This is a genomic window from Rhizobium ruizarguesonis (genome assembly GCF_012349115.1).
Classification (GTDB): domain Bacteria; phylum Pseudomonadota; class Alphaproteobacteria; order Rhizobiales; family Rhizobiaceae; genus Rhizobium; species Rhizobium ruizarguesonis.
The window spans coordinates 63,786-89,684 of the sequence record NZ_PQIG01000001.1; the positions used below are offsets into that span (position 1 = coordinate 63,786).

A 25,899-nucleotide genomic window follows, 5' to 3' on the forward strand; every position below is an offset into this window, starting at 1 on the left:
TTCATGTCAATCGAAGAAAAACAAAAGCCGCAACGAAACGATCGCGTGACGATCCGGACCGTGGCAACTCACGCAGGCGTATCGGTCGCAGCGGTTTCCAAGGTGATGCGAAATGCCTACGGCGTCAGTGATGCGCTGCGCGCAAGGGTGACCGATGCCATCGAGGCACTCGCCTATCGCCCCTCGCGGGCAGCACGAGGGCTGCGTGGCCGGAGTTTTACGATCGGCGTGCTCCTGATCGATATCCGCAATCCTTTCCTTCCGGAGGTGATTGCCGGCGTAAACGGGGTGCTGGCGCCTTCGCACTACCAGGCGATGATCGGCGTCAGCGATGCGCGCGTGCAGCTGGAGACGTCGTTGATCGAATCGATGATCGACTACAAGATGGACGGCCTTATCCTCGTTGCGCCGCGGTTGCCCTCGGAGATCCTGGCAAAGTTCGCCGTCCAGATACCGATCGTCGCGGTCGGTTACCACGATGCCAGCGCCACGGCCTTCGATACCGTCAATGCCGACGATCAGCGCGGCGCCGAGATCGCCGTGGAAGCGCTTCTGGCCTGCGGCTATCGCGACATCGAAATGCTCAGCCTTGGCGAGCGCCAGGGGCACGCGGTCTCCGTCGTCCGCCAGCGTGAGATCGGGTTCCGCCGGGCGATGCAGCGTGGCGGCCTTGGCTCCTCGCCAGCGATCGGCAAAATTCCCATTGCTTCGCCAAAGCGGGAAGAGGCGATGCGAAAGTTCCTATCGAGGAAGGACAGGCCGCGCGCCGTGTTCTGCTGGAGCGATCTCGACGCGATCACCCTTTTGAGCCTGGCTATGGAGATGGGGGTGCGCGTGCCCGAAGACCTCGCCGTCATCGGTTACGACAATTCGTCGACCGCAGCACTCGGCCTCGTCAATCTCGCAAGCATCGACCAGTCGGGGAGGGAGCTCGGCCAGATCGCTACCCGGGCCCTCATTTCCAGAATAGAAGGCCGCACCGCTTCCGAGCATATTTTCCAGATACCGTCGCTGGTCAGCCGCAACAGCCTGAAACGTTCCGGCAATTCCACCGACAGATAATAGCGACGACGGCCGGCTTGCCTGTGTTGCTTGCTGTCGTTTTCAGTCGGATTGAAGGGGGCTGCCGCACGACTGGCGCACGACCAGGCGACACGGCAATCTGGTGATGCCGGCAGGGACCGGTTCACCTTTGGAGAGGCTGAGAATTGCCAGGCCGGCGCGATGGCCGAGTTCCTTCAACTCCATGTCGATGGTGGTCAGCGGCGGGCGCGTCTGCCGTGCGACGACCTCCCAATTGTCGAACCCGACCACGGCGACATCCGTGGGAATCTCCACATTGAGGTCGCGCAGCGCGTCGATGACGCCGCGGGCGATCTCGTCACTGCCGCAGAAGATGGCGTCGGGCTTTGGGCCGGGCCGGGCAAAGACCGTCTGGACGGCTTCGTGACCCCATTCCTCCGACCACTCGCCGAACATCGCTTCGGCACCGTCGCCGCAGGCGTCGAGATAGGATTGGGCGCGAATGCGAGCGGCCAGGTAATCCCGCGGACCGGTGATGTGCAGGATCCGCGACCGGCCCAGTTCCTTGAGATGGTCGACGGCGAGGCGCGCGCCCTGTTCGTCGTCGGGAAAGAAAGTGACGCTGTCGGCCGGTCCCTCGGCAAAGACGTAGACGACGGGTATCGGCAAGCGGGACAGCTGGACCGGCGGCTCGAGGTCAAGGCGCGTCGCGGTGAATATAATGCCGTCGACCTGCCTGTCGAGCAGCGCCTCCAGGTGCAGCTGGGCGAGCCTTGGATCATTGTTCGTGGCGCAGAGGAAGACGGAAACGCCGTGATCGACCAGCACTTCCGACACCCCGGCCGCCATCGGCAGCGTCAGTCTGCCATAGGTGTCGTTGGTCAGCATGCCGATCGCATGGCTTCGCTTGCTTAGCAACCCACGGGCGAGTGCATTGGGCCGAAACCCGATCTCTTCTGCCACGCGCCGGACCCGTTCGCGCGTCTCCGCATTCGTCCGGCCGGTGCCGTTCAGCGCGTTCGACGCCGTCGAAATGCTGACGCCCGCAGCCTTCGCCACGTCGTAGATCGTCCGTCTCCGATCACCGGTATTCTTCAAGTCACGCCTCGTCTTCAGTTCATGCTAAAAGCTTTTAGCAGAAAAAATCGTGCTGTTAAAAGGTTTTATCAATCGCACGCCAGATTTATGCACACAGACTGTCGACACCAAAAAAATTCTGATCTAACGTCCGTTTCGTCCGAAGGCCTGAGGCCTGAACGAGAAAAAGGGGAACAAGCATGCTTCGACTGAAAACAACGATCACTGCTCTTGCGCTGCTGGCAAGCTCTTCTCTCGCCAGCGCCGAAGAAATCACCCTATGGGTGCGCACGTCCTCCGGCGCCGTCCTTCAGGGACTGGCCGACAAATACAACGCATCGCACTCCGACAAGGTCAACGTTACCCAGATCACGGCAGAGCAGATGGTGCCGAAGCTGGGCGCGGCGATTGCCGGCAGCGCGGCTCCTGATGGCGCCGTGCTCGACCTGATCTATCTCCCGACCTTTGCCGCGGCGGATGGTCTCGAGGATATCTCCGACTTCGTGAAGGGCCTGCCTTATTCCTCGGCGATGAGCCCGTCCCACATCCGTCTTGCCACCTATGACGGCAAGATCTACGGCGTGCCGGCCTTGCCGGATGCCTCGATCATCGCCTACAATACCGATCTCTTCACCAAGGCCGGCCTCGACCCCAACAAGGCGCCGGCATCGATGGAAGAGATCGCCGCCGATGCCAAGAAGATCACCGCGCTCGGCAACGAGACCTACGGCTTCTATTTCGTGGCGAATTCGGGAAGCTGGCTGATCTACGATTTCCTGCCGCATCTCTGGGCCGCCAATGCCGACGTGCTGAGCGATGACGGCCGCAGTGCTACCGTCGATACGCCGGCGTTGCGCGAGACCATCGCCGCCTATCGCGATATGTGGAAGGCCGGTGCGATCCATCCGACCTCGCGTTCCGGCAACGGCAACAATGCCGTCGAGGCCTTCGCCTCGGGCAAGGTCGGCATCCTGATGACCGGCTCCTACATCGTCAATCTGCTGACCAGCAAATATCCCGACGTGACGTTCGCCGTTGCGCCGATTCCGGGGCCGAAGGGTGGTGCATCGAGCTTTGCCGGCGGCGACACGCTGTCCCTGATAAAGGGCATCAGCGACGAGAAGAAGAAGGTCGCGCTCGACTTCGTCAATTTCTACATGCAGCCCGAGCAGCAGGTCTACATCACCCAGGAATCGGGCATGCCGTCGCGCACCGACCTCGCCGCTGAAGCCTATGCGAAATTCGACCCGCGCAATCTCGTTGCCTACGATATCCTCGCCAAGGCGCGCACGCCCTACACTTTTTCGTCCGATGAACTCTTCGTCAGCCGCACCGGTCCCTTCCTCAATCTGATCCAGGGCACGATCTTCGGCGACGACGTCGACGGAACGATCGCCAAGACGCAGGCCGACTTCACCCGCATCCTCGAACGCACCAATCCAAACTGAGCCCGATGGGCTTCGGCAGGGTATTAGTGGATACCCTGCCGTCCGTTCACGTCTCGACATTCAAACGGAAGGAGGAGTTGCGGTGATATCCTCGACACTTCGCAACCGGAGGCGCGCAGTCGCAACCGGAGAACCCGAGCCGAAGGGATGGCTTGGTCTTGCCTTCATCCTGCCGGGCTTGCTGTTCATCGTCGTGCTCTTCCTCGTGCCGCTTGTCATGACGGTCTGGATGAGCTTCTACAACTGGCCGCTTCTCGGCCGGACGAAGTTCATCGGTCTTTCGAACTATGCCGAACTGATCAGCGACACCCAGCTCTGGCATTCCCTGGGTTTCACGCTGCTCTACACGGTGCTCGTCACGGCTGCGATCTTCCTGGTGGCCTTTCCCCTGGCGCTGCTCGTCGACCGGCCGCTGCGGATCGCCGGCTTTTTCCGCACGATCTATTTCATGCCCGTCGTCATCGGCTTCGGGGCGGCTTCGACATTGTGGATGTGGCTGCTCAATCCCGATAGCGGCGTCTTTGCGCAGCTGTTGCGCGGCGCGGGTATCATCGACAGCGCGCCGAGGCCGCTCGAAAGTTTCTGGCCAGCACTCGGCGTCGTCATCCTGATGGTCGTCTGGAAAACAGCGGGCTTCACGATGATCATCCTCCTGACCGGCCTTCAGAGCATATCGAACGACGTCATCGAAGCCGCCAGGATCGACGGCGCCAGCGTCTGGAGCCGGTTTCGCCGGATCACGCTGCCTTTGATGAGGAACTCGGTGGTGCTGGCGCTCGTCCTCAACGTCACTTCATCGATGCTGGCCTTCGACCAGTTCTTCATCATCACCCAGGGCGGCCCTGAGAACAGCACGATCTCCGCGGTCTTCTCGATCTATCTCGCCTCGTTCTCATCCTACCGTCTCGGCTACGGTTCGGCGATCTCCTTTGCCCTGCTCGTCGTGCTGGTGGCGATCAGCGCGATCCAGTTCGTCCTGCTGCGCCAGCGGCCGGAGGAGGGTTGATGGAACGGCTCAACCACAGTCTCGCAGCGAAGCCGGTGAGCGAGCGGCTCGGTTATCTCGCTTTCGTCCTGACGGCATGCGTCTTTGCCATCTTCTTCGTGATGCCGATCGTCTGGTCCTTCGCCAATTCCTTCAAGCCCGCGGCCGCAGCACTTGCCGATCCGGCAGCGCTCTTCTCGAAAGCCTTCTCGCTTGAAAACTACCGCCGCCTCGAGCATGTCGGCGCCGGCTGGTACGTCTATGCCGGCAATTCGGTGCTGATCGCCGCCGGAACGGTGGTCCTGACGGTGCTCGTCTCGGTGCCGGCGGGATACGGTTTTTCGAAATTCCGCTTTCCCGGCCAGTCGCTGCTCTTCGTGCTGATCATGGCAACGATGATGATCCCGTTCCAGTCGATCCTGACGCCGCTTTTCCTGATCCTGAAAGTCTTCCGCCTGCAAAACAGCCTTTTCGGGCTGGTGCTGATCTACGTGACCTTCCAGCTTCCTTTTTCCGTCTTCATGATGCGCAACGCCTTCGACGCGGTGCCGAAGGCGCTGATCGAGGCGGCGCGGATAGATGGCGCCTCGCAGGCGACGATCCTGCGCCGGATCATGCTGCCGATCGCGCTTCCCGGTGTCGCCACCGTTGCGATGTTCGCCTTCCTGAATTCCTGGAACGAATTCCTCGCCGCCCTCATCTTTCTGTCCGACCAGAACAAGTTCACGCTGCCGATCATGCTGGTGAATGTTTCGTCGGGCATCTATGGCATCATCGACTGGGGCGCGCTTCAGGCCGGCATCGCCGTGACCATGGTCCCCTGCATCCTGCTTTTCCTTCTCTTGCAACGATATTACGTGCGCGGCCTGACGGCCGGCGCCGTGAAGTAACAGCGCTCGTCCCGCTCAGGAGTCCTCATGACCAGCTCACCTCGCTTTCAACCGGCACGCGCTGCGGGACGGCAGCGATACAGGCCTGCCGACCATTCCGGTGTCGTATTCGATGGCGGCTTCTGGCAGAGCTGGACGGAGACGGTCCGCAACGTCACCATCCCGACGCAGCACATGCGGCTGGAAGAGGAGGGCTTCCTCGAGGTGCTCGATTTTGACAAGCCGGCCGCGCCGCTGGTGCGCCCGATCCAGCCGAGCGGACTGTCGATGCAGCATTTCTTCGATTCCGATTTCGGCAAATGGATCGAGGCCGCAAGTTATACGCTGAAGGCCCATCCCGATGCCGCGCTCGCGGCGAAGATCGACGCCATCGTCGAGAAGCTCGAAAAAGGGCAGATGGCGGATGGCTACCTCAACAGCTGGTTCATTCGCCGCGAGCCGGACAGGCGCTGGACCAATCTGCGCGACCTGCACGAGATGTATTCGATGGGCCACTTGCTGGAAGGGGCCGTTGCCTACTACGAGGCGACGGGAAAGCGCCGTTTCCTCGATGTGATGATCCGCGCAGTCGACCATATCATCGCCACCTTCGGTGCGGAGCCTGGAAAGCTCAGGGGTTACGATGCCCATGAGGAAATCGAGCTGGCGCTGGTCAAGCTCTACCGCGTGACGCGCGATCCGCGGCATCTGAAGCTTGCGACCTATTTCGTCGACGAACGTGGCCGGATGCCCTCATATTACGACGAGGAGGCTCGCAAGCGCGGCGAGAGCCCCGATGATTACGTCTACAAGACATATGCCTATAGCCAGGCCCATATGCCGGTGCGCGACCAGCACCAGGTCGTCGGACACGCGGTTCGCGCCATGTACCTGTTTTCTGCGATGGCGGATCTCTCCCGTGAGAACGACGATCCGACATTGAAGGAGGCCTGCGACCGTCTGTTCGACAATCTGGTCAGCCGCCAGCTCTACGTGACCGGCGGCCTTGGCCCATCGGCATCCAATGAAGGGTTCACCCGGGAATTCGACCTGCCGAACGAGACGGCCTATGCCGAGACATGCGCAGCCGTCGCGCTCGGCTTCTGGAGCCATCGCATGGCGCAGGTCGATCTCGACGGCAAGTTCACCGACAGGCTGGAAACGGTGCTCTACAACGGCGCGCTTTCCGGCATCTCGCGCGACGGCGAACATTATTTCTATGAGAACGTCCTTGAAAGCCACGGGCAGCACCGCCGGTGGAAATGGCATTACTGCCCCTGCTGCCCGACCAACATTGCCCGTTTCATCACGTCGCTCGGCCAATATTTCTATTCCACGGGTGAGCATGAGCTCGCCGTCCATCTCTACGGCACCAATTCCGCCGAGCTGACAGTCGGCGACAGCTTCGTGCGCCTGATCCAGGAGACGCAATATCCCTGGGATGGCGACATCAGCCTGCGGTTCGCCGTCGAGAGGCCAAGCCGGTTTCAGCTTCGTCTTCGCATCCCTGGATGGTGCAGGCAGGCGCAGATCTCGGTCAACGGCGTTGCCGTCGATCTCGATCAATGCGTGACGAAGGGTTATGCCGCAATATCAAGAGAATGGCGCAATGGTGACGAGGTCCGCATCGGCTTCTCGATGCCGGTCGAGCGCATCTACGCACATCCTGCCGTCTCCGAAGACGGCGGACGCGTCGCGCTGCGGCGCGGGCCTGTCGTCTATTGCATCGAGGAGACGGACCTTGGCGGCGAGCCGCAGCGGCTCCGCCTGCCGGCATCTGAGAAAATTTCTGCCCGTTACGATGCCGCGCTTCTCGGCGGAGCGACCGTCCTCGAAGGCACCGCGCTCGAAGCCGATATAGCCGATTGGCAGAATGCGCTCTATCGCACCGCACCTCCCTCGCTGAAGGAGCGGCCCTTCACGGCGATCCCCTATCACCTCTGGGCCAATCGCGAGCCCGGAGCGATGGCGATCTGGTTGCAGGAGGTCTAGGAGAAAACCATGGCACGGCTGGAACTCAAGAGCATCGTCAAATCCTATGGCATCTACGAGGCCGTGCGCGGCATCAGCCTTGACATCGAAGACAATGAATTCGTCGTTTTCGTGGGCCCGTCGGGATGCGGAAAATCGACGACATTGCGTATGATTGCGGGTCTCGAACACATTACCGGCGGTGAAATCGTCATCGGCGACCAGGTCGTCAACCGGCTCGGCCCGGGAAAACGCGATATCGCCATGGTCTTTCAAAACTACGCGCTCTATCCGCACATGACGGTGCGGGAGAATATTTCGTTCTGCCTGGAGCAGCAGAAGCTCGCCAAGAGCGAGATCGACGCGCGTATCATCAGGGCGGCGGAAACCCTGCATATCAGCGAGTTGCTCGGCCGGCGTCCGGGCCAGCTTTCGGGCGGCCAGCGTCAGCGCGTCGCGATGGGGCGCGCGATCGTGCGCAACCCGAAAGTCTTTCTCTTCGACGAGCCGTTGTCCAACCTCGATGCCAAGCTTCGCGTACAGATGCGCACGGAGATCAAACGGCTGCATCAGCTGTTGCCGACGACGACCGTCTACGTGACGCACGACCAGGTCGAGGCGATGACCATGGCGGATCGTGTCGTGGTGATGAATGGTGGCATCATCGAACAGGCGGGACCGCCGCAGGCGCTCTATCATCGGCCCGTCAGCCAGTTCGTCGCCGGCTTCATCGGCTCACCGTCGATGAATTTCCTGTCCGCGACGCTGCTATCAGGAGAGAAGGGCCTCGTCATCAAGCTGACTGACGGCAGCGAGCTTGCCGTGCCGGAAGCGCGCGCCAGCGATTATGCCAGCCATGCCGGAAAATCAGTCGTCTTCGGGATCAGGCCGGAATCGATCACCGAGCGCCAGGCCCGTCCTAGTTATGCCGACATCGAAGCGAAGATCGATCTTGTGGAACCACTCGGGCCGGAGACCATGGTCTATTTCGGCATCGGCGAGGCAAGTCTTTGCGCCTGCATCGATCCCGAGAGCGGGCCCAGGCCGATGTCGACGATGCCGCTCTCGCTCAACATGAACCAGATGCATCTGTTCGATCCGGAGACCGGCCGGTCGCTGGCGCTTGCCTGAACCGCAAACACGCAAAAGGCCGGCAACCGCGGGGTCGCCGGCCTCGTTGATCACGCAGCCTGGCGGATCTTCGAAGGACGCGTGGCAGCGGCCTTCTCGACCATGGCTGTGACTTCGGCGCGGCGGGCACCCGAAAGCGGCAGGCGCGGCAGGCGGACGCGCTCGGAGCCGCGGCCCATGATCTGCTCGGCGAGCTTGATCGACTGCACGAGGTCATGCTCGGCATCGAGATGCAGAAGCGGCATGAACCAGCGATAGATCTTGCGGGCCTCTTCCCAGTCGCCGCGTTCGGCGGCGGCAACGAGCTGCACGGATTCCTCCGGGAAGGCGCTGGTCAGCCCGGAGACCCAGCCCTTGGCGCCGAGCATCAGGCCTTCGAGCGCGACGTCGTCGAGACCGGCGAAGATATCGAAACGATCGCCGAATTCATTGATGAGATCGGTGAAGCGACGCGGATCCGGCGCACTTTCCTTGACCGCCTTGATGTTCGGCACGTCGGCAAGCACCTTCAGCACATCGGCGCCGATATTGACGCGGTAGGCCGGCGGGTTGTTGTAGAGCATGATCGGCAGCGAGGTCGCTTCGGCGACGGTGCGGAAATGTGCAATCAGCTCTTCGGGCTTCGGCACATAGACCATGGCCGGCAGCAGCATCAGGCCGTCGGCGCCGAGCGTTTCGGCGTCGCGAGCATAGGCGACGGCACGGCGCGTGTCGAATTCGGACACGCCCGTCACCACGGGAACGCGGCCGTTGACGACCTCGACGGTGGCCTTCAGGATCGTGCGCTTCTCCTCGGGGTCCAGCGAATTGTTCTCGCCGCATGTGCCCATGACGATCAGCCCGTTGACGCCATCGTTTACAAGCGCGTCCTGGACGCGCTGGGTCGAGGGCAAATCAACGGAAAGATCATCGTTGAACTGTGTCGTTACGGCGGGAAATACGCCCTTCCATCCTGTGGTCATTGATCGAGCCTCGTTGAAACTGGTTGCCTTATATACAAACTGTCGACAAGATTCAATGATGTGAGCTTACAAATTTGAGGCCCCGAAGACCGACATTGCGAGAATCGGCCGAAACGAAATACAAGGCTCTAACGAAAGAGGGCGGACGAATGCGGAACGACGCGGAAAATGTGCGGGTGCGCGGCTCTGGCACGCAGAGCGTCTATGTGACGCTCAGGCGGGAAATCCTGTCGATGGCGCTGGAACCCGGCAGTCCGCTCGACGAGGTGCGGCTGTCGGAACGTTTCCGGATGTCGCGGACTCCCATTCGCGAGGCACTGTTGCGGCTCGCCGCCGACGGGCTTGTCACGACGCTGCCGAACAGGAACACCATTGTCGCGACCATCGATTTCGCAAGCCTGCCCACCTATTTCGAAGCGCTGACGCTGATGTACCGGGTGACGACCCGCGGCGCGGCGCAACGGCGCAACGGCGAGATCATGAAGACCGCCCGTCGGCATCAGAAGGACTTCGCCGATGCCGTTGCCGCGCGCGATGCCTATGCGATGATCGAGGCGAACCGCGAATTTCATGTCGCGATCGCCGAACTTGCCGGCAATTCCTATTACACGGCCTTCTTCGCCAGGCTGCTCGACGAGGGCCGCCGTATCCTGCGCCTTTACTACTCGACGTTCGACGACCGTCTGCCGCGCCAGTATGTCGACGAACACGAGGAGATCATCGCCGCGATCGAGGCCGGTGACGTCGAGCGGGCCGACCGGCTGGCGATCGCCCACGCCGGGCAGATCGTCCGCCAGATCCAGGAATATATCGCCCGCGACCTGGATCGGCCGGTGGCGATCAGCATGTCCTGATGCGACGAGAGCAATGAACCGCTCGGGCCTCAGGAGGCGAGGGGGCCGCCCTGCTCTCTGACCAAGGTCATCAGCCTGCGCAGGACAGCCGCCGATTGACGAACACCGTCGTGCTCGAATTCGTTGGTCACCCACGCCTGCACGTTGGCGACGTGGCGTGCTGTTTCGAGCGAAAGCCCGGCATCGACATACATATCGTCATGATAGATGACGGCGGCGACCGGCACCTCGTTTGCCGCGAGACGTGCCGGAGCATAGAGCGGGGCATAGCGCTCATGCGTGGCCAGCGCCTCGACACCCGCCCTGAAGGCCCTGAGCGAGCGAATTTCCTCGAACATCCAGGGATACATCATCTCCCCCGTCAACAGCAGCGGCCGCCGGTCGCCGGCAAAGGCCGGATGCTCGGCGCGGATGCGTTCGGCCGCCCAGGCAGTCGGCGTCCCGGCCTGGCCGTAAATGCTTTCCTGCAAAACGGCGAAGAGCGGATTGTCGTCATAGGAGGTCAGCGACATCACCGACGCGAGGAAGCAATCGGAGAGACGGTCTTCATTGGGACCGGAGAAGGCCTCGTCGACCAGCCAATGGATGTTCTCGTAACCCGGCGCCATGCCGAAATCGATGCCGATGGTCTGAAAGCGGCGAACGGAGAGGCGATCGCCATCGGGCAGCCGCACCTCATTGGTCTCGATATAGTCGGCGATCCGGCCGATGCGTTCGGCATCCCCGGGGTAGCGGCGGTAATAGGCGGCGTTCTTTTCGGCAACGCGCGGGTAGGTGCGCCGATAGACATCATCGGCCGTCGCCCCAAGGCCGGCAAGGCCGCCGGTGACATAACAGGCGGAAAGTCCCTCCGGCGCCTTCGAGAGATAGGTGAGTGTCAGGAAGCCGCCATAGCTCTGGCCAAGCGTTTGCCAGCGCCCGCCGCCGAAGATGGTTTTCCTCAGATGTTCGCAATCGGCAACGATGCTGTCGGCGCGAAAGAGGCTGAGATAGTCGGCTGCGGCCCTGCCGTCGGCAAAGTGCTCCATCGCCGCACTTTCTATCCGGCTGCTGCGCCCGGTGCCGCGCTGGTCGATCAGGATAACGCGGTGCGTCTTCAGGGCCTCGGCAAGCCATGGCGGCCCGCCATTGCTCGGCCGCGGCGATTTTCCGCCAGGACCGCCTTGGAGGAAAGCCAGCAACGGCAGTGTCTCGCGACGGCGGGCGGGATCGCATACTTCGCGCGCGAAAACCCGGATCGTCTCCCCCTCCGGCTTCGACCAATCCAGGGGAACGTCGACCATATGATCGCGTATCAGCATGCCCGGTATGGTGTATTCGACCGCCATCGTCATCTCCACATTTTTCATGTCGACATATTGCCTACAGCGGCATTAGTGTCGGTTCAAGATCTTGGCTGCAAGGCGAGGCCTTCATCGATCTGGAAGCGCAGGAAAAGCAGGAAAACAACATGTCATGGCAGCATAGGGTACCCCGCATCACTGAGGACGAACGGCAGAACCGCCTCGCCAGGCTTCGCAAAATGATCGAAGCAGAAGGATTGGCTGGCGTGCTTCTTGGGCCGACCGAAAGCCTGCATTACTTCACGGGGCTGGTCTGGCATCCGAGCGAGAGGTTCCTCGGCGCGCTCGTCACGCCCGCGACCATTTCCTACATCGTTCCAGGGTTCGAGCGCAGCCGCGTCGAAACGCTGCCGCATCTGCCGGGGGAAATCCTGGTCTGGGAAGAGGAGGAGAGCAGCGCCGCTCTCATCGCCAGCCTTGTTGCCCATGGCGGCAGACTTGCCCTCGACGATGGTTTGCCGCTTTTCTTCTATCATGCATTGGCAGCGGACATGGGCGCGGCGAGGCTTGCCGATGGCGGGCGGCTGATCCGCGACCTGCGTTGCATCAAATCGGCCGCGGAGATTGCCCTCATTCAGTATGCGATGGACCTGACGCTTGACGTCCACAGGCAAGCGCATGGGCTTTTGAAGCCGGGCATCAAATCATCCGAGGTGGTCGATTTCATCGACCGGCAGCATCGCCAGGCCGGCGCCGATGCCGGCTCGACATTCTGCATCGTCTCCTTCGGCGCGGCGACCTCGCTTCCGCATGGCGCCGACGGCGATCAGGTCCTTGGTCGCGACGACGTCATTCTCATCGATACCGGCTGCCGGATCGACGGTTATCATTCCGATATCACCAGGACCTATATGCTGGAGGGCGGCGAAAGCGCGTTCGAACGGGCCTGGTGGATCGAGCGCGAGGCGCAACAGGCCGTCTTCGACGCGGCCCGGATCGGCGCCACCTGCTCGAGCCTCGACGATGCGGCCCGCAAGGTGCTTGCCAAACACTCCCTCGGCCCCAACTATCGCCTGCCAGGTTTGCCGCATCGCGCCGGTCATGGCCTCGGGCTCGAGATCCATGAGGAACCCTACATCGTTCGCGGCAACGATACGCCGCTTGCCGCCGGCATGTGTTTTTCCAACGAACCGATGATCGTCTTCCCCGGGAAATTCGGGATCCGGCTGGAAGACCATATGTACATGACCGCCGAGGGACCATGCTGGCTGACCAATCCGGCGGCGGGACCGACCGAGCCATTCTCCTGAGCAGGCCCCATCTCCTGTCCGCTCAGGCAGCGCCGGTTTTCAAGTGGCTGTCAGGCTGGGCAAAAATACCTCGCATAACAGCGCAGCAGGTGCCTTCTACTGGTCTGGAGAACCGCAATTGCCGGTAGACATGGCAAGGCGAAGTCAAGGCCCCCGGCAAAGCAAACAGCCGCTGTCCATCATCCCAATTGCGGCGACGAAGCGCTTGCCATAGGTCCCTGTCCTATCCGCCGCGATCTCGGCCGACCGCTAGCGATCAGCCTATCCTGAAGCGACCGAATTCAACAGGCGGAGGCTACCCCAGCCTGAACGTGGGCGATATGACGGTTGGTTTTCGCGCCATGGGACATATCGACCGGATCGCGGTTGTCTGCAATTCGATCCATCAAGTATTTCGTCGCAAACGTTACTTGCTTTCTGGCGTCGTACAAGGTTGACTGTGGTTAAACCTATAGTCTCGAGGATAGGATGATGGACTTGTTCAGAAAGGATGAGGATGACTCGGTTCGATTTCAGAAAATGACACTGAATGGCAGATATAGAAATATGGCGGCGATGCTTTCGATAGTTGTGGTTGTCTTTTCTGTATTCTTGATATCGCTTGGCGCTTTAATTGAATTTTTTCAACCTGAGTTTTTTCCAAACGTCATTCTCGATGACGTCCCTTTGCGCTACGTCGCCTGGTTCATGATTACCTTCGGGATAATTATCGCTATCATCAACGTAATTTTGGCGGCAAGACGGGAGATCGAGCAGGAGACGGTTGAAAGCATGCTTCCATCGGACGCCGTCGAGATCAAAATGCAGACTTTGCGCGATCTTCGAACGCATCGAAATGGCTATGCGCGCTCCTCCAAGTTCAATCAATATCTCTGGAATTTTCTCACATTGGGGATCATCGTTTTGAGCGGTCTCTCCTCGTTGTTTTCGGCCTATGGCCCGGTTGTCCCCCAATGGCTGCCAATGGCGACCTCCGCACTCGTGGCGCTCTTCGGCACGATAATGGTTCAATTTCGCGTCAGGGATGTCTGGCAATTGAGAGAGCAGGGAAGGATCGAAGCGGAGATACTCGTCGCCGATGCTCATCTCATCGACATAACTGACAACCTTGCTACGCTCAAACAGGCAGCCGTCATTAGAAAGCGCGCCCATGCACTCGAGATGAAGCAACTCAACCAGCTCTTCGTGGAAACCACCGAAGCCAATCCGTAAGTCACTGTCGGCATCTGGCGGGACCGACCGAGCCGCTCTTCTGAGCGGGCTCATGCCTCACCCGCTCAGGCAATCTATCTCACCTGCGCGATCATCCGCCGCCCTCTAATCCTGAATGGCCGGGGCGCTTCCTGCCTTGAGCTTAACTTCGATGACGGGGACCACGATCTGAGGTCGGCGCACCGGCAGGACGAATGTCAATTGATCCTCGCCGACGGGGAACTGGGTGTTTGCCCACAAGGTATTGGCGGACGGGCGCAGCCAGGTGACTTCGCTGCCATCATGCAGGAATTGCGCATATTCGACTTGCCCCGCCAACGCATCGAAATGCAGATGGCGATAGGGCCAGTTGAAGAGATGGATGTAGAGACGATCGCCATTCTGGGTCAGGCGGCAATCGGCCGGAGCGGCGAAGTCGGACTGGGTGCAGCCGACGATGCTGCGCTCGTGCAGCGCCATCCACTCCTCATAAGCGGCAAGGGCCGCAATCGCGCGATGGTCGAGCGTGCCGCGCGCCGTCGGCCCGACATTCATCAGCAGATTACCACCCATGGCAACGGTGCCGACCAGCATCTGCACCAGTTGTTCCGTGCTTTTCCAGGTATCCTCGTCGCGGTGATAGCCCCAGGAACCGCTGAGCGTGTGGCACGCTTCCCAGACGACACGCCTGCCATCGCGCAGCGGCCGGGCGCGCGGCATATATTGCTCCGGCGTGACGATGTCAGGCTGCAGGCCGGCGAGATCGAGCCGATTGTTGATGATGATGTCGGGGGCGAGTTCGCGCACCAGGCGCACGAGTTTCTCGCTTTCCCAATCCTGATGGCCCTTTCCGACCAGGTCTCCGAGCTTCCATTGCGGATAGCTGAAATCGAACCACATGATGTCGATCTGGCCGAAGTCCGTCAGGAGTTCGCGGACCTGCTCGCGCATGAAGGCGGCATAACGGTGCATGTCCCGGCCTTCGTTGATTTTCAGCGCATCGGGATGATTGCGCTGCGGGTGGCGAGGATCGACCGTGAAGTCGGGATGATGCCAGTCGATCAGCGAATAGTAGAATCCGATCCTCAGTCCCTCTGCACGGAAGGCGTCGACGAATGGACCGAGCAGATCTCGTCCATAAGGCGTGTTGGTCACCTTGAAGTCGGTCGCCTTGGTGTCCCAGAGGCAGAAGCCTTCATGGTGTTTGGTCGTCAGTACGACATATTTCATGCCCGCAGCTTTCGCACGTCTGGCCCATTCACTGGGGTCGTAGAGATCGGGATCGAAATGGTCGAAATATTTCTGGTAGTCGGCGTCGTTCAGTTCTTCGCGGCTCTTGACCCATTCATGGCGTGCCGGCAGCGCATAAAGCCCCCAGTGCACGAACATGCCGAAGCGGTCGTGGACGAACCAGGCCTTCTTCTCCTCAGGCAGGGCCAGTGACTGCAGATTGTTGATATCCATCGGATATTCCTCCTGTTCCAAACTTTAAGCGTTGGAGCATGATGTCGTCCCGAAAACCGCTCACACTTTTCGGCATCATGCTCCGGGGCGTTCAGGTCGTTTCGCGGACGATGAGCTCGGGCACGATGACGATGCCGTGCTGGCGGTTTCTGGTGGCGATGCGGCTGAGCAGCAGACGCACGGCTTCCTCCCCCATTTCCCGTTTTTGCACCCGCAAGGTGGTGAGCGCCGGAGACAGCAGTTCGGCAGTCGGAATATCGTCGAAACCGATCAGGGCGATTTGCCCGGGGATCGAAACGCCGGCGGCCCGGCAGGCCTTCATGGCGCCGATCGCATTGAGGTCGTTGTAGCAGACAAGGGCATCGATGCCGGGCGTCTCCGCCAGCAGTTGCGCGGCCGCCGTTTGCCCGCCTGCCGCGGTGGGATCGCAATAAACCATGCCTTGCGCCTTGAGCCCGTGGGCCGACAGCGTCTTGCGAAAGCCGACAAGACGGCTCTTGCCGCCAAACGAACTGCGCGGCCCGGCAATGATCGCTATCTTGCGGCGCCCGCGCTCGACCAGATGGTCGATGGCACGCGAGGCTCCTGTCTCGTAGTCGGTGACAATCGTCCCGGCGACCTCGTTGGGCGCCTCGCGGTTGATGAGCACCACGGCGCGGTGGGGCGCCAGCGCCTTGTGCAGGGCGGCGTCGGGCAGCCGCGGGCTGCAGACGATGATCCCGTCGACCCGATGCCGCAGCAGCGTTTCGATGAGTTCTTCCTCCCGCTTGCTGTTTTCGACGACATTCGACAGAAGCAGGTTGTAGCCGGCAGCGCTTGCGGCATCCTCGGCTCCCCTGATGACTTCGGGAAAGAACGGATTGGTGATGTCGGGAACGAGAAGGCCGATGGCCTTCGATCGATCGGACCGCAATCCGCGCGCAAAGGGATTGGGCCGGTAATTGAGTTCGCTCGCCGCTAAAATAATCCGTTGACTGGTCTCCGCACTGGCTCCGCCCCGATCGTTGAGCACGCGCGATACCGTCATCGGTGACACCCCTGCGGCGCGGGCGACATCGGCGATGGTTATTTTGGATTCTGGCTCTTTGGGGCGGCTCAACTGGATTATCTCTTTAGAAGGTGCAGGAAGTCACGATAACGATAACTAACATAATTTCCAGGAAAGCCAAGGATCATCGGGCCAGTGTAAGGCGTTGAGAATCTCTTTGACAGGATTTAACGGTAACGATAACGTTAGAGAAAGAGGAGAATACGTTAACGATAACCTAGAGCGGAATATTGGGAGGAAGGAATGCAACACGTCAGAATCTTAAGACGGCAGGTTGTCTCGACCGTTGCCGCGGCAATCCTCATGGGTGCCGGCTGGGCCGGTGCCGCATTCGGCTTTGAGGAGTCGCCGGAACTGAAGGCGCTGGTCGATGCCGGCAAGCTGCCGCCGGTCGAAAAGCGCTTGCCCAAGGAGCCGCTGGTGCTCACTCCGCTTGAATCGGTCGGTACCTATGGCGGCACCTGGCGCACGGCCACCTTTGGCGGTGGCGACAGCGAGATCGAGCGTTCGATCGGCTATACGAGACTGGTCCGCTGGAATCCGGAATGGACCGAGGTGATCCCCGATCTCGCCAAAAGCGTCGAGGTCAATGACAACGCCACCGAGTATACGTTCACCTTGCGGGAAGGCACGCGCTGGTCGGATGGCGAGCCCTTTACCGCGGACGATCTGGTGTGGTGGAACGAGAACGTGCTGCGCAACACCAAGATCACGCCTGCAGCACCCGACTGGCTGACCGCGGGCGGGGAGACCGTCAAGGTCGAAAAGCTCGCCGACGACAAGGTCGTCTTCAAGTTTGCCGCGCCAAACGGCCTGTTCCTGATGAACATGGCGACCGTTCGCGGCTCCGATATTCTGGCGGCCGCGCCGGCGCACTACCTCAAGCAATTCCACAAGGATTTCAATCCCGACGGCGTCGACGCCCTGGTGAAGGCAGCCGGCGCAACCGACTGGGTCCAGCTCTTCAACAACAAGATCGGCTTTCCCGGCCGCTGGCGCGATCTCGGCCGTCCAACGCTCGATGCCTGGGTGTTGACCGCGCCCTATAACGGCACCACCCAGGTCGTCGCCGAGCGCAATCCATACTATGCCAAGGTGGATACCGCAGGAAACCAGCTGCCTTACTTCGATCGCATCACCATCGATGTGATGCAGGACACCCAGGCAATCATCCTAAAGGCGATCAGCGGCGAAATCGACATGCAGAACCGCTTCATCGAGACGACGGACGCCCGTACGGTGATCGTGCAGAACCAGGAGAAAGGCGGCTACGGCCTGTTCATCGCCCGGCCGGCGTGGTCGAACGCCCTGCTGATCACCCTCAACCAGACCCACAAGAATCCGGCCTTGCGCGCTGTCTTTTCCAACAAGGATTTCCGCATCGGCCTCAGCTACGCCATCAACCGCGAAGAGCTCAACCAGCTGATCTATGCCGGACAGGCCAAGCCTTATCAGGCAGCGCCGCGTGAAGGCACCGCGCTCTACGACGAGAAGATGGCGACGCAGTATCTGGAATATAATGTCGATCTCGCCAATCAGTATCTCGATAAGGCGGGCCTTACCAAACATGACGCCGAAGGCTATCGCCTCGGTCAGGATGGCAAGCGGATTACCTTTGCGATCGACGCCTTGACCGGAAGCCCGATCCAGGTGGACGCCCTCGAGATGATCCAGCGCTACTGGCGGGCCGTCGGCATCGACATGCAGCCCCGCCCGGCCGAACGTTCGCTGATCTTCTCCCGGCTGCAGAACAATGAGAATGACGGCCTTGGATGGGTTGGCGGCGGTGGCTACGACTTCCTCGGCCTGCTCGATCCCAAATGGTATTTCCCGCACGAATATGAATCGAGCTTCGCAACGGCCTGGGGCCTCTATTACCAGAACCCCAAGGATCCGAACGCTGAAGAACCGAGCCCCGCGGCCAAGAAGCAGATGGATCTTTACCGGCAGGTGCAGGAAGCGCCGACACTAGAAAAGCAGTTGGCTGCGATGAAGGAGTTGCTGGCGATCACCCGTGACGAATTCTACGTCATCGGCACCAACCTGGAGCCGGATCGCGTCGGCATCGTCAAGACCAATATGCGCAATGTTCCGAAGGTCATTCCGAGCACATCGTTCTACATGACACCGGGACCGGCAAAGCCCGAGACCTTCTACTACCAGCAGTAACGGAACGCGACCGACAGGGATGGCGTCGACGGGCGCCACTCCATCAACACCAGCCCAGTCCCAATCATCCGATCGGCGATCGCCGATTGAAGGAGCTTGACCATGGCCGGCTTCATCATCAGACGTCTGCTTTACATGATCCCGATGATGTTCGCGATTTCCGTCGTGACCTTCATCATCATTCAACTGCCGCCCGGCGACTTCCTGACCGCGATGACCGCGCGTCTTGCCTCCCAGAACGAAACGATCGATCCCGGCGTCATCGCCGGCCTGCGTGAACGCTATGGCCTCGATCAGCCCTGGGCGGTCCAATACTGGAAATGGATCAGCGGTATCCTGCTGCGCGGCGATTTCGGCCAGTCCCTCGATTGGAACAAGCCGGTCAGCGAGCTGATCTGGGCCCGCATGGGCCTGACGATGGTGGTCTCGGTCACTACGCTGCTCTTCGTCTGGGCGGTGGCCTTTCCGATCGGCATCTATTCGGCCGTGCGGCAATATTCGGTGGGGGATTACGTCGCCACCTTCTTCGGTTTTCTCGGCCTTGCCATCCCGAACTTCCTGCTGGCGCTGGTGCTGATGTATGTTTCGGCACAATATTTCGGCCAAAGTACCGGCGGGCTGTTTTCACCCGCCTATATCAATGCGGTCTGGAGCTGGGCCAAGCTCGGTGATCTCATTTCGCATATGTGGATCCCGGTCGTCGTTCTCGGCACCGGCGCCACTGCAGCGCTGATCCGGATCATGCGCGCCAACCTGCTCGACGAGCTCAACAAGCCCTATGTCGACATGGCCCGCGCCCGGGGCTTGAGCGAAATCCGGCTGTTGTTGAAATATCCGGTGCGGGTAGCACTCAACCCGTTCGTCTCGACCGTCGGCTGGGTGCTGCCGCACCTCGTCTCCGGCTCGGTGGTGGTCTCCATCGTTCTCAGCCTGCCGATCACCGGGCCACTGCTGCTCAACGCCCTCTTTGCTCAGGACATGTATCTGGCCGGCACGTTCATCCTGCTGATGAGCATGCTGACGCTGATCGGCACACTGATTTCGGATCTGCTGCTCGCCTGGCTCGATCCACGCATTCGCAACGGCTGAAGGACCATATCAATGACCGATCAAGCCATCGCGCTATCACCTGAACTGATCCAGAATTCCGACGCGGTCGCCGGGCAGTGGAAGCTCATCTGGCGGCGCTTCCGTCGCCATCGCCTGGCGGTGGCGGCGGGCGTCGTCATCTTTTTGATCTACCTGGTTGCCCTGTTTGCCGAGGTTCTCGCCCCGGTCTCATCGCAGACCTACGATTCCCGCTACACCTATGCGCCGCCGCAGCAGATCAAGTTCGCCGGCTACGACGCGGCCGGGCAGTTTCATCCGCTCTACGTCAACGGTTATTCGATGAAGGTTGACCCGATCGCGCTCAGCCGCAATTACGTGCCCGATCCGGCCGTCGTCATCCCCCTCGGCTTCTTCGTCAAGGGCGAACCCTACCGGCTCTGGGGGCTGTTTAATTTCGACCGGCACCTGATCGGCCCGATCGAGATGGGCAAACCATTCTACCTGTTCGGCGCCGATCGCCTCGGTCGCGACGTCTTCAGCCGGACGGTCCACGGCACGCGCGTTTCTATGTCCGTCGGACTGATCGGGGTCGCAATCAGCCTCATCCTCGGCATCATCCTGGGCGGCATCTCGGGGCTCTACGGTGGCTGGGTAGACGATGTGATCCAGCGCTCCATCGAACTCATCAACTCTATCCCGACCATCCCGTTGTGGATGGGCCTTGCGGCTGCCGTTCCGATCAGCGCCGATCCGATTCTGGTCTATCTCTGGATCACGATCATCCTGTCGCTGATCGGTTGGACCGACCTGGCGCGGGTGGTGCGCGGCCGCTTTCTGTCGCTCAAGACGGAAGACTTCGTCATCGCCGCCCGTCTCGACGGCTGCTCGCAGATGCGCATCATCTGGCGGCACATGGTTCCATCCTTCATGAGCCATATCATCGCCTCGGTGACGCTCGCCATCCCGACGATGATTCTCGCAGAAACCGCGCTCTCCTTCCTCGGCATCGGCCTGCGCCCGCCGGTGGTGAGTTGGGGCGTGCTGCTCCAGGAGGCGCAGAACATTCTCGCCGTCTCGAGCGCACCCTGGCTGTTTCTTCCCGGTCTCGCGGTGATCGTCACCGTGCTCGCCCTCAATTTCCTCGGTGATGGACTACGCGATGCTGCAGATCCCTATGAATACTGATCCCAATTTTGCCGCAGCCGACGGCCGGCACGGGGATCGCGACCCGCTGATCGAGGTCGACGACCTCAGGACCCATTTCTTCGGTGGTGCGGGCACCATCAAGGCGGTCGACGGCGTCTCCTTTTCCATCCCGCGCGGCAAGACGGTCTGCGTCGTCGGCGAATCCGGTTCGGGCAAGAGCATCACCGGCCGCTCGATCCTCAACCAGGTTCCGCGGGGAGGGCGGATCGTCTCGGGAGCAATCCGCTACCGGCCGGATCCGTCAGCACCCTTCGTCGACCTGGCGGCGCTCGATCCGCGCGGCCACGACATGCGGGCAATCCGCGGTGCCCAGATCGGACTGATCAGCCAGGAGCCGATGGCGGCCCTTTCCCCCGTCCATACGATCGGCAACCAGATGGTCGAAGTGATCCGCCTGCATCTGAAGATGGGAAAGAAGGAGGCGCGCGAACATGCCATCGAGACATTGGCTCTGGTCGGCATCCCGCGGCCGGCCGAGCGCATGGAAAACTATGCCTTCCAGTTTTCCGGCGGCATGCGCCAGCGCGTCTGCATCGCCTTGGCGCTCGCCTGCCGCCCCAAGCTGCTGATCGCCGACGAACCGACGACGGCGCTCGATGTGACCACCCAGGCCAATATCCTCGATCTCCTGGCCTCGCTGCAGGCCGAATTCGGGCTCTCGGTGCTGTTCGTGACCCATGATCTCGGTGTGGTGGCCGAAATCGCCGACGAGGTCGTCGTCATGTATGTCGGCCGGGTCGTGGAGGCAGGCAATGTCGACACGATCTTCCACGCACCTGTTCATCCCTACACCAAGGCTCTGCTGCAATCGGTGCCGCGCATGCATGGGCAACCCACCGAACGGCTTGCGATCATCGATGGTATGGTGCCCTCGCGCTTCAACCGGCCCCAGGGCTGCAGCTTTCATCCCCGATGCAAAGAGGCAAGGGCGGGCCTGTGTGACCAAAATGATCCGCAGCCCGTCGCCATCGGCAACGGGCATGTCGCCAGCTGTCTGCTTTACGAAGGAAGACAATGATGGTCGATCCCATGACGCAACCAAGCCCGCTGCTCGAACTGAACGATCTCAGGATGCATTTCCCCATTCGCAAGGGCGCGTTCCGGCGTGTGGTCGGACACGTCAAGGCAGTCGACGGCGTTTCGCTTCGTGTCGAGGATGGCGAAACACTCGGTATTGTCGGGGAGTCCGGTTGCGGCAAGTCCACGCTTGCCCGCACGGTCTTGCGCATCTATCAGCCGACCAGCGGCGAAATCCGCTATCGCAGCCGCAGCGGCGGCACGGTCGATCTCGCGGCGTTGTCGGGTTCTGCGCTCGACGAAATCCATCGCGACCTGCGCATCGTGTTTCAGGATCCGCAATCTTCGCTCAATCCGCGCCTTCCGGTCATCGACATCATCGGCGAGGTGCTTGGTGTCAACGGCATCGCCAAGGGCCGGGAACTCGAGCACCGGGTCGCCGACCTCATGCAGAGCGTCGGCCTGCGGCCTGAATACATGCACCGCTATCCCCATGCGTTTTCCGGCGGCGAGCGCCAGCGCATCGGCATCGCCCGGGCGCTGGCCTCCAATCCGCGGCTGGTGATCGCCGATGAGGCCGTTTCGGCGCTCGATGTCAGCGTGCAGGCACAAACCATCAACCTGCTGCAGGACCTGCAGGAACAGTTCGGTCTGACCTATCTCTTCGTTGCTCACGACCTCTCGGTCGTCCGGCACATCTCGGACAATATCGCCGTCATGTATGTCGGCCGGGTCGTCGAAAAGGCGCCGACGGAGCAGATCTTCTCGCGTCCGCTCCACCCCTACACCGAAGCGCTGCTCTCGGCCGTGCCGATCGCCGATCCGCGGATGCGCCGCCACGGCCAGCGCATCCGGCTGGCGGGTGAGGTTGCCGATCCCGCCCATCCGCCTCCCGGCTGCGCATTTCATCCGCGCTGCCGCTACGCCACCGAGCTTTGCAAGCAGGAGGTGCCGGCGTTGCGCACCGTCACCGCCGATGGGCACGCAGTGGCCTGTCATTACGCCGAATCCCTGACGCTTCTTCCCTTTGCCGACCGTAACGTTCCGGAGTTCAATTGATGCCCGAATTCATTCCACGCTCCGAGCAGCGTCCGATTGTGGATACCTCCTCCACGACGCTCGATCTCATCTACTTCGATCTCGTCACGCTCGCCTCCAACGAGCAGGACATCCGGCGGCTGCCCGCGCACGAAAGCCTCTACGTCGTGCTGTCGGGTCAGGTGGATATCGAAGTGGATGGCATCATGTTCGAAGCGGTGGGCCGACGAGCCGATATCTGGGGAGGCGATGCGGACTCGGTTTACGCGCCCGTCGGCGCCAATGTCCGGATATCGGCTCGTGGCGCGGCGGCGGAAGTCGCCATTGCCGGCGGCCTCTGCGACACGCGCTACGCCCCGTTTCGCATCACTCCGGATGAGGTCGACGCGGTCAATGTCGGTTCGTCGGACACCCACAGCCAAAGGCGGATCGTTCACCTGCTCGGCCAACGGCAGAACGGGCGCTGCGGCAACCTGCTGGTGAGCGAACTCTATGCCGGCGAAGGCTGCTGGTCCGGCTATCCCCCTCACAAGCACGATACAGAAGACGGCGATGTCGAGACCCGGCACGAAGAACTGTATCACTACCGCTTCCAGCCCGAGACCGGCTTCGGCAGCCAGATCACCTATGACGAAGACGGTCCGGTCAAGATCCTTATGACCCGCAACGGCGACACTGTCCTGGTCGACCGGGGTTACCACCCGACGGTCACCTCGCCGGGGCACCGGGGCTATATCTTCACCATTCTCGTCGGCAAGCACCGCCGGGGGCTGATCCAGCGCTTCGATCCCGCCCATCAGCATCTGACCAAAACCATCCCCGGCATCGATGCGATGCGCGACAAGTTCAAATAATCCGGCTCCTGGCCTCGTGCCGGCATTGCGGCGCGCCGCCAACTTCCGTCCAAGGAGAGACGACCCATGCGTGAACGTACGCGAATAAACGTTGATGCCGGTGCAGCGGTACGCCCGTTCAACCGGTTCTGGCGCGGCACCGGCTTTTCGCCGGCCGAGCTGCTGCTCGAGCCCGAGATGCGCCAGATGCTTGCCTATATCGGTGGCCTGCCGAACGAAGGCATCCGGTTCCTGCGGGTGCATTATCTCTACAATCTGCTGAGTGCGAAGGGCGGGGGCGGCTATGACTGGTCCGTGCTCGACCGCGCGCTCGACGTGATGATCGGACACCGCCTGAAGCCGTTCTTCGAGCTGATGGGCAACCCATCCGGCCTGTTCACCGACTATGAAGACATGGATCAGGTCAGGCGCTGGCGGGATCTCGTGACGGCAACGGTCGATCGCTATGGCGCGCGTTACGGCATGGACGAATTGCGCACATGGTATTTCGAAACGACGAACGAGGCCGATTCGGGCTGGTGGACCTACGGGATCAAGGGTTACACCAACTACTATGACGCCTGCGTCGCCGGGCTCGATGCCATCGATCCCAGCCTGCCGATGGGCGGGCCTGGCACCGCCCGCACGCTGTCGCCGATCTTTCGCGCCCTCATGGCCCATTGCGACAGCGGCACGAGCTGCCTGACCGGCGATGGCCCGCCGCGCCTCGACTACATCTCGATCCACGAAAAGGGCGTCAACGGCAGCAAGGAAGACCTGACTCCGAAAACCAACGCCATCGTCGACCGCACGCTTCTCGTCGTCGACTATCTCAAGGAGCATCACCTGCGCCTCGCGGGCCTGCCCATCGTCAACGATGAATGCGATCCGCAGCTCGGCTGGAGCGATCACCATAGCTGGCACGGCAAAGCCTATTACGCCGGCATCATCGCCCGCATCATCGAACAACACGACCGGCGCATCATCGCCCCGAAAGCGGCGAATTTCACCTTTCTGAGCAATGACCACGCCTTTATCGGCGGCTGGAGCCAGCGCACGATCTTTGCCTATTTCGGTTCGCGCAATTTCACCAAGGCGCAGTGGGAGCACAAGACCAATCTGGATATGCTGGTCACGGACGTCGACAGGGCGCCGCCCTTCGACATCATCAAGAAGCCCGGCCTCACATCGATGGAACTGCTGGCAACCCTCGGTGATACCGTTTGCAAGGTGACGGCCGAACCGCCGCTTGCTCCCGACCAGGATGGCCTGGCGATCCTGCCGACGCGGCTGCCGGGCGGCGGTGTTTCCATCAGCCTCATCCATAGCGTCGATGCCATCAACCGTTCGGGCCGGACCGCCGTCCGCCTCGAGGTGAGCGGCCTGGTTCCCGGCCGCCACGCGCTTTGCATGCTGCGCATCGACGAGGAATTCACCAATCCGATGGAGGTCTGGGAAGCTCAGCGCGACGAAAGCAATCCACGCGGCCCCTTCGAACCGGTCGGCGCACCGCCCGCACCGACCGAGGCGCAGTTTGCCGAACTGCGCCGGGCGCAGGAGCCCGCCTTGCTGCATCCGATCAGCATCGTCGACTGCGACGAAGGCCGGATCAGTGTCGACCTGGATGTGCCATTGCCGTCGCTGACGCAGGTGCTTGTCGTTCCCGATACCGGCGTGCCCCCGGCGGCACCGAGCCGCCTTGTCGTCGAACGCTACCTTGGTCTTGGCGGCCGGGAAGAGCGCATGCTGTTCTGGGCTGCCGGCGATGCCAGCCCGGCCATCTTCTACGATGTCCTGGTCAGCACCGATGGCGGGACTTTTGAAAAGGTCAGTTCAGCGCCGCTGATCTCGACGGCATTCCTGCACATGTCGCCGCCGGAAGGCGTGCGTTATGCGGTGTGCGCCCGCGATGCATTCGGTCGCCGCAGCGAACTTTGTCTTTCCCGCTCATGAACGACGCTTTCCTCTTT

At 61.3% G+C, this 25,899-nt stretch carries 21 protein-coding genes; 16 read left to right on the forward strand and 5 right to left on the reverse strand.

Annotation, left to right across the window (positions count from 1 at the left end):
• Nucleotides 1–3 precede the first annotated feature (3 nt).
• Nucleotides 4–1,062 carry a LacI family DNA-binding transcriptional regulator gene (locus C3Y91_RS00335; protein WP_130674257.1) on the forward strand — a complete coding sequence of 353 codons (1,059 nt, stop codon included), beginning with the start codon at nt 4–6 and terminating at the stop codon, nt 1,060–1,062.
• 42 nt (nt 1,063–1,104) lie between these two features.
• On the opposite strand, the gene C3Y91_RS00340 is transcribed toward C3Y91_RS00335, so the two are convergent.
• A complete protein-coding gene (locus C3Y91_RS00340) occupies nt 1,105–2,121 on the reverse strand; it encodes a LacI family DNA-binding transcriptional regulator (protein WP_130663051.1) in 1,017 nt (338 codons plus the stop codon).
• A gap of 179 nt (nt 2,122–2,300) precedes the next feature.
• On the opposite strand from C3Y91_RS00340, the gene C3Y91_RS00345 reads away from it, so the two are divergent.
• The 5 genes from C3Y91_RS00345 to C3Y91_RS00365 all read left to right on the forward strand — a co-directional run bounded on the left by C3Y91_RS00345 (nt 2,301) and on the right by C3Y91_RS00365 (nt 8,504).
• Nucleotides 2,301–3,548 carry an ABC transporter substrate-binding protein gene (locus C3Y91_RS00345; RefSeq protein ID WP_027688897.1) on the forward strand — a complete coding sequence of 416 codons (1,248 nt, stop codon included), beginning with the start codon at nt 2,301–2,303 and terminating at the stop codon, nt 3,546–3,548.
• A gap of 82 nt (nt 3,549–3,630) precedes the next feature.
• The gene (locus C3Y91_RS00350; protein WP_018483063.1) at nt 3,631–4,554 is read left to right on the forward strand and encodes a carbohydrate ABC transporter permease; all 924 of its coding nucleotides are present in this window, start codon (nt 3,631–3,633) and stop codon (nt 4,552–4,554) included.
• The gene (locus C3Y91_RS00355) at nt 4,554–5,423 is read left to right on the forward strand and encodes a carbohydrate ABC transporter permease (protein ID WP_027688896.1); all 870 of its coding nucleotides are present in this window, start codon (nt 4,554–4,556) and stop codon (nt 5,421–5,423) included. Before C3Y91_RS00350 ends, C3Y91_RS00355 begins: the two co-directional genes overlap by 1 nt.
• 27 nt (nt 5,424–5,450) lie before the next feature.
• The gene (locus C3Y91_RS00360; RefSeq protein ID WP_027688895.1) at nt 5,451–7,394 is read left to right on the forward strand and encodes a glycoside hydrolase family 127 protein; all 1,944 of its coding nucleotides are present in this window, start codon (nt 5,451–5,453) and stop codon (nt 7,392–7,394) included.
• Between the two features lie 9 nt (nt 7,395–7,403).
• Nucleotides 7,404–8,504 (forward strand): ABC transporter ATP-binding protein, encoded by a 1,101-nt coding sequence (locus C3Y91_RS00365; RefSeq protein ID WP_168574865.1) that lies wholly within the window; start codon nt 7,404–7,406, stop codon nt 8,502–8,504.
• A gap of 50 nt (nt 8,505–8,554) precedes the next feature.
• On the opposite strand, the gene C3Y91_RS00370 is transcribed toward C3Y91_RS00365, so the two are convergent.
• On the reverse strand, nt 8,555–9,466 hold the full coding sequence (locus tag C3Y91_RS00370; RefSeq protein ID WP_027688893.1) for a dihydrodipicolinate synthase family protein: 912 nt from the start codon (nt 9,464–9,466) through the stop codon (nt 8,555–8,557).
• A gap of 149 nt (nt 9,467–9,615) precedes the next feature.
• Between C3Y91_RS00370 and C3Y91_RS00375 the strand changes: the two genes are divergently transcribed.
• On the forward strand, nt 9,616–10,320 hold the full coding sequence (locus C3Y91_RS00375; protein WP_168574866.1) for a GntR family transcriptional regulator: 705 nt from the start codon (nt 9,616–9,618) through the stop codon (nt 10,318–10,320).
• 29 nt (nt 10,321–10,349) lie between these two features.
• On the opposite strand, the gene C3Y91_RS00380 is transcribed toward C3Y91_RS00375, so the two are convergent.
• Nucleotides 10,350–11,648, reverse strand: coding sequence for an alpha/beta fold hydrolase (locus C3Y91_RS00380; protein WP_027688892.1), 1,299 nt, complete (start codon nt 11,646–11,648; stop codon nt 10,350–10,352).
• A gap of 122 nt (nt 11,649–11,770) precedes the next feature.
• Between C3Y91_RS00380 and C3Y91_RS00385 the strand changes: the two genes are divergently transcribed.
• Both C3Y91_RS00385 and C3Y91_RS00390 read left to right on the forward strand, forming a co-directional pair.
• On the forward strand, nt 11,771–12,913 hold the full coding sequence (locus tag C3Y91_RS00385; RefSeq protein WP_024322561.1) for a M24 family metallopeptidase: 1,143 nt from the start codon (nt 11,771–11,773) through the stop codon (nt 12,911–12,913).
• 471 nt (nt 12,914–13,384) lie between these two features.
• Nucleotides 13,385–14,125: a cation diffusion facilitator family transporter gene (locus C3Y91_RS00390; RefSeq protein ID WP_024322560.1), complete on the forward strand. Its 741-nt coding sequence runs from the start codon at nt 13,385–13,387 to the stop codon at nt 14,123–14,125.
• 105 nt (nt 14,126–14,230) lie between these two features.
• On the opposite strand, the gene C3Y91_RS00395 is transcribed toward C3Y91_RS00390, so the two are convergent.
• Nucleotides 14,231–15,589: an alpha-L-fucosidase gene (locus C3Y91_RS00395; protein WP_392397404.1), complete on the reverse strand. Its 1,359-nt coding sequence runs from the start codon at nt 15,587–15,589 to the stop codon at nt 14,231–14,233.
• 70 nt (nt 15,590–15,659) lie between these two features.
• Nucleotides 15,660–16,667, reverse strand: coding sequence for a LacI family DNA-binding transcriptional regulator (locus tag C3Y91_RS00400; protein ID WP_027688890.1), 1,008 nt, complete (start codon nt 16,665–16,667; stop codon nt 15,660–15,662).
• Between the two features lie 192 nt (nt 16,668–16,859).
• Between C3Y91_RS00400 and C3Y91_RS00405 the strand changes: the two genes are divergently transcribed.
• The 7 genes from C3Y91_RS00405 to C3Y91_RS00435 all read left to right on the forward strand — a co-directional run bounded on the left by C3Y91_RS00405 (nt 16,860) and on the right by C3Y91_RS00435 (nt 25,882).
• A complete protein-coding gene (locus tag C3Y91_RS00405; protein ID WP_024322557.1) occupies nt 16,860–18,785 on the forward strand; it encodes an ABC transporter substrate-binding protein in 1,926 nt (641 codons plus the stop codon).
• Between the two features lie 102 nt (nt 18,786–18,887).
• Nucleotides 18,888–19,874 carry an ABC transporter permease gene (locus C3Y91_RS00410; RefSeq protein ID WP_011654306.1) on the forward strand — a complete coding sequence of 329 codons (987 nt, stop codon included), beginning with the start codon at nt 18,888–18,890 and terminating at the stop codon, nt 19,872–19,874.
• A gap of 12 nt (nt 19,875–19,886) precedes the next feature.
• On the forward strand, nt 19,887–21,020 hold the full coding sequence (locus C3Y91_RS00415) for an ABC transporter permease (RefSeq protein ID WP_024322556.1): 1,134 nt from the start codon (nt 19,887–19,889) through the stop codon (nt 21,018–21,020).
• Nucleotides 21,010–22,059, forward strand: a complete 1,050-nt coding sequence (locus C3Y91_RS00420; protein WP_032989428.1) for an ABC transporter ATP-binding protein — start codon at nt 21,010–21,012, stop codon at nt 22,057–22,059. Before C3Y91_RS00415 ends, C3Y91_RS00420 begins: the two co-directional genes overlap by 11 nt.
• Complete coding sequence (locus tag C3Y91_RS00425) at nt 22,059–23,117, forward strand: ABC transporter ATP-binding protein (protein WP_174826910.1); 1,059 nt, start codon at nt 22,059–22,061, stop codon at nt 23,115–23,117. Before C3Y91_RS00420 ends, C3Y91_RS00425 begins: the two co-directional genes overlap by 1 nt.
• Entirely contained in the window at nt 23,117–23,950 is an 834-nt protein-coding gene (locus C3Y91_RS00430) for a 5-deoxy-glucuronate isomerase (RefSeq protein ID WP_027688889.1), read from the forward strand. Before C3Y91_RS00425 ends, C3Y91_RS00430 begins: the two co-directional genes overlap by 1 nt.
• Before the next feature lie 66 nt (nt 23,951–24,016).
• Nucleotides 24,017–25,882, forward strand: a complete 1,866-nt coding sequence (locus C3Y91_RS00435) for a GH39 family glycosyl hydrolase (RefSeq protein ID WP_168574868.1) — start codon at nt 24,017–24,019, stop codon at nt 25,880–25,882.
• Nucleotides 25,883–25,899 lie beyond the last annotated feature (17 nt).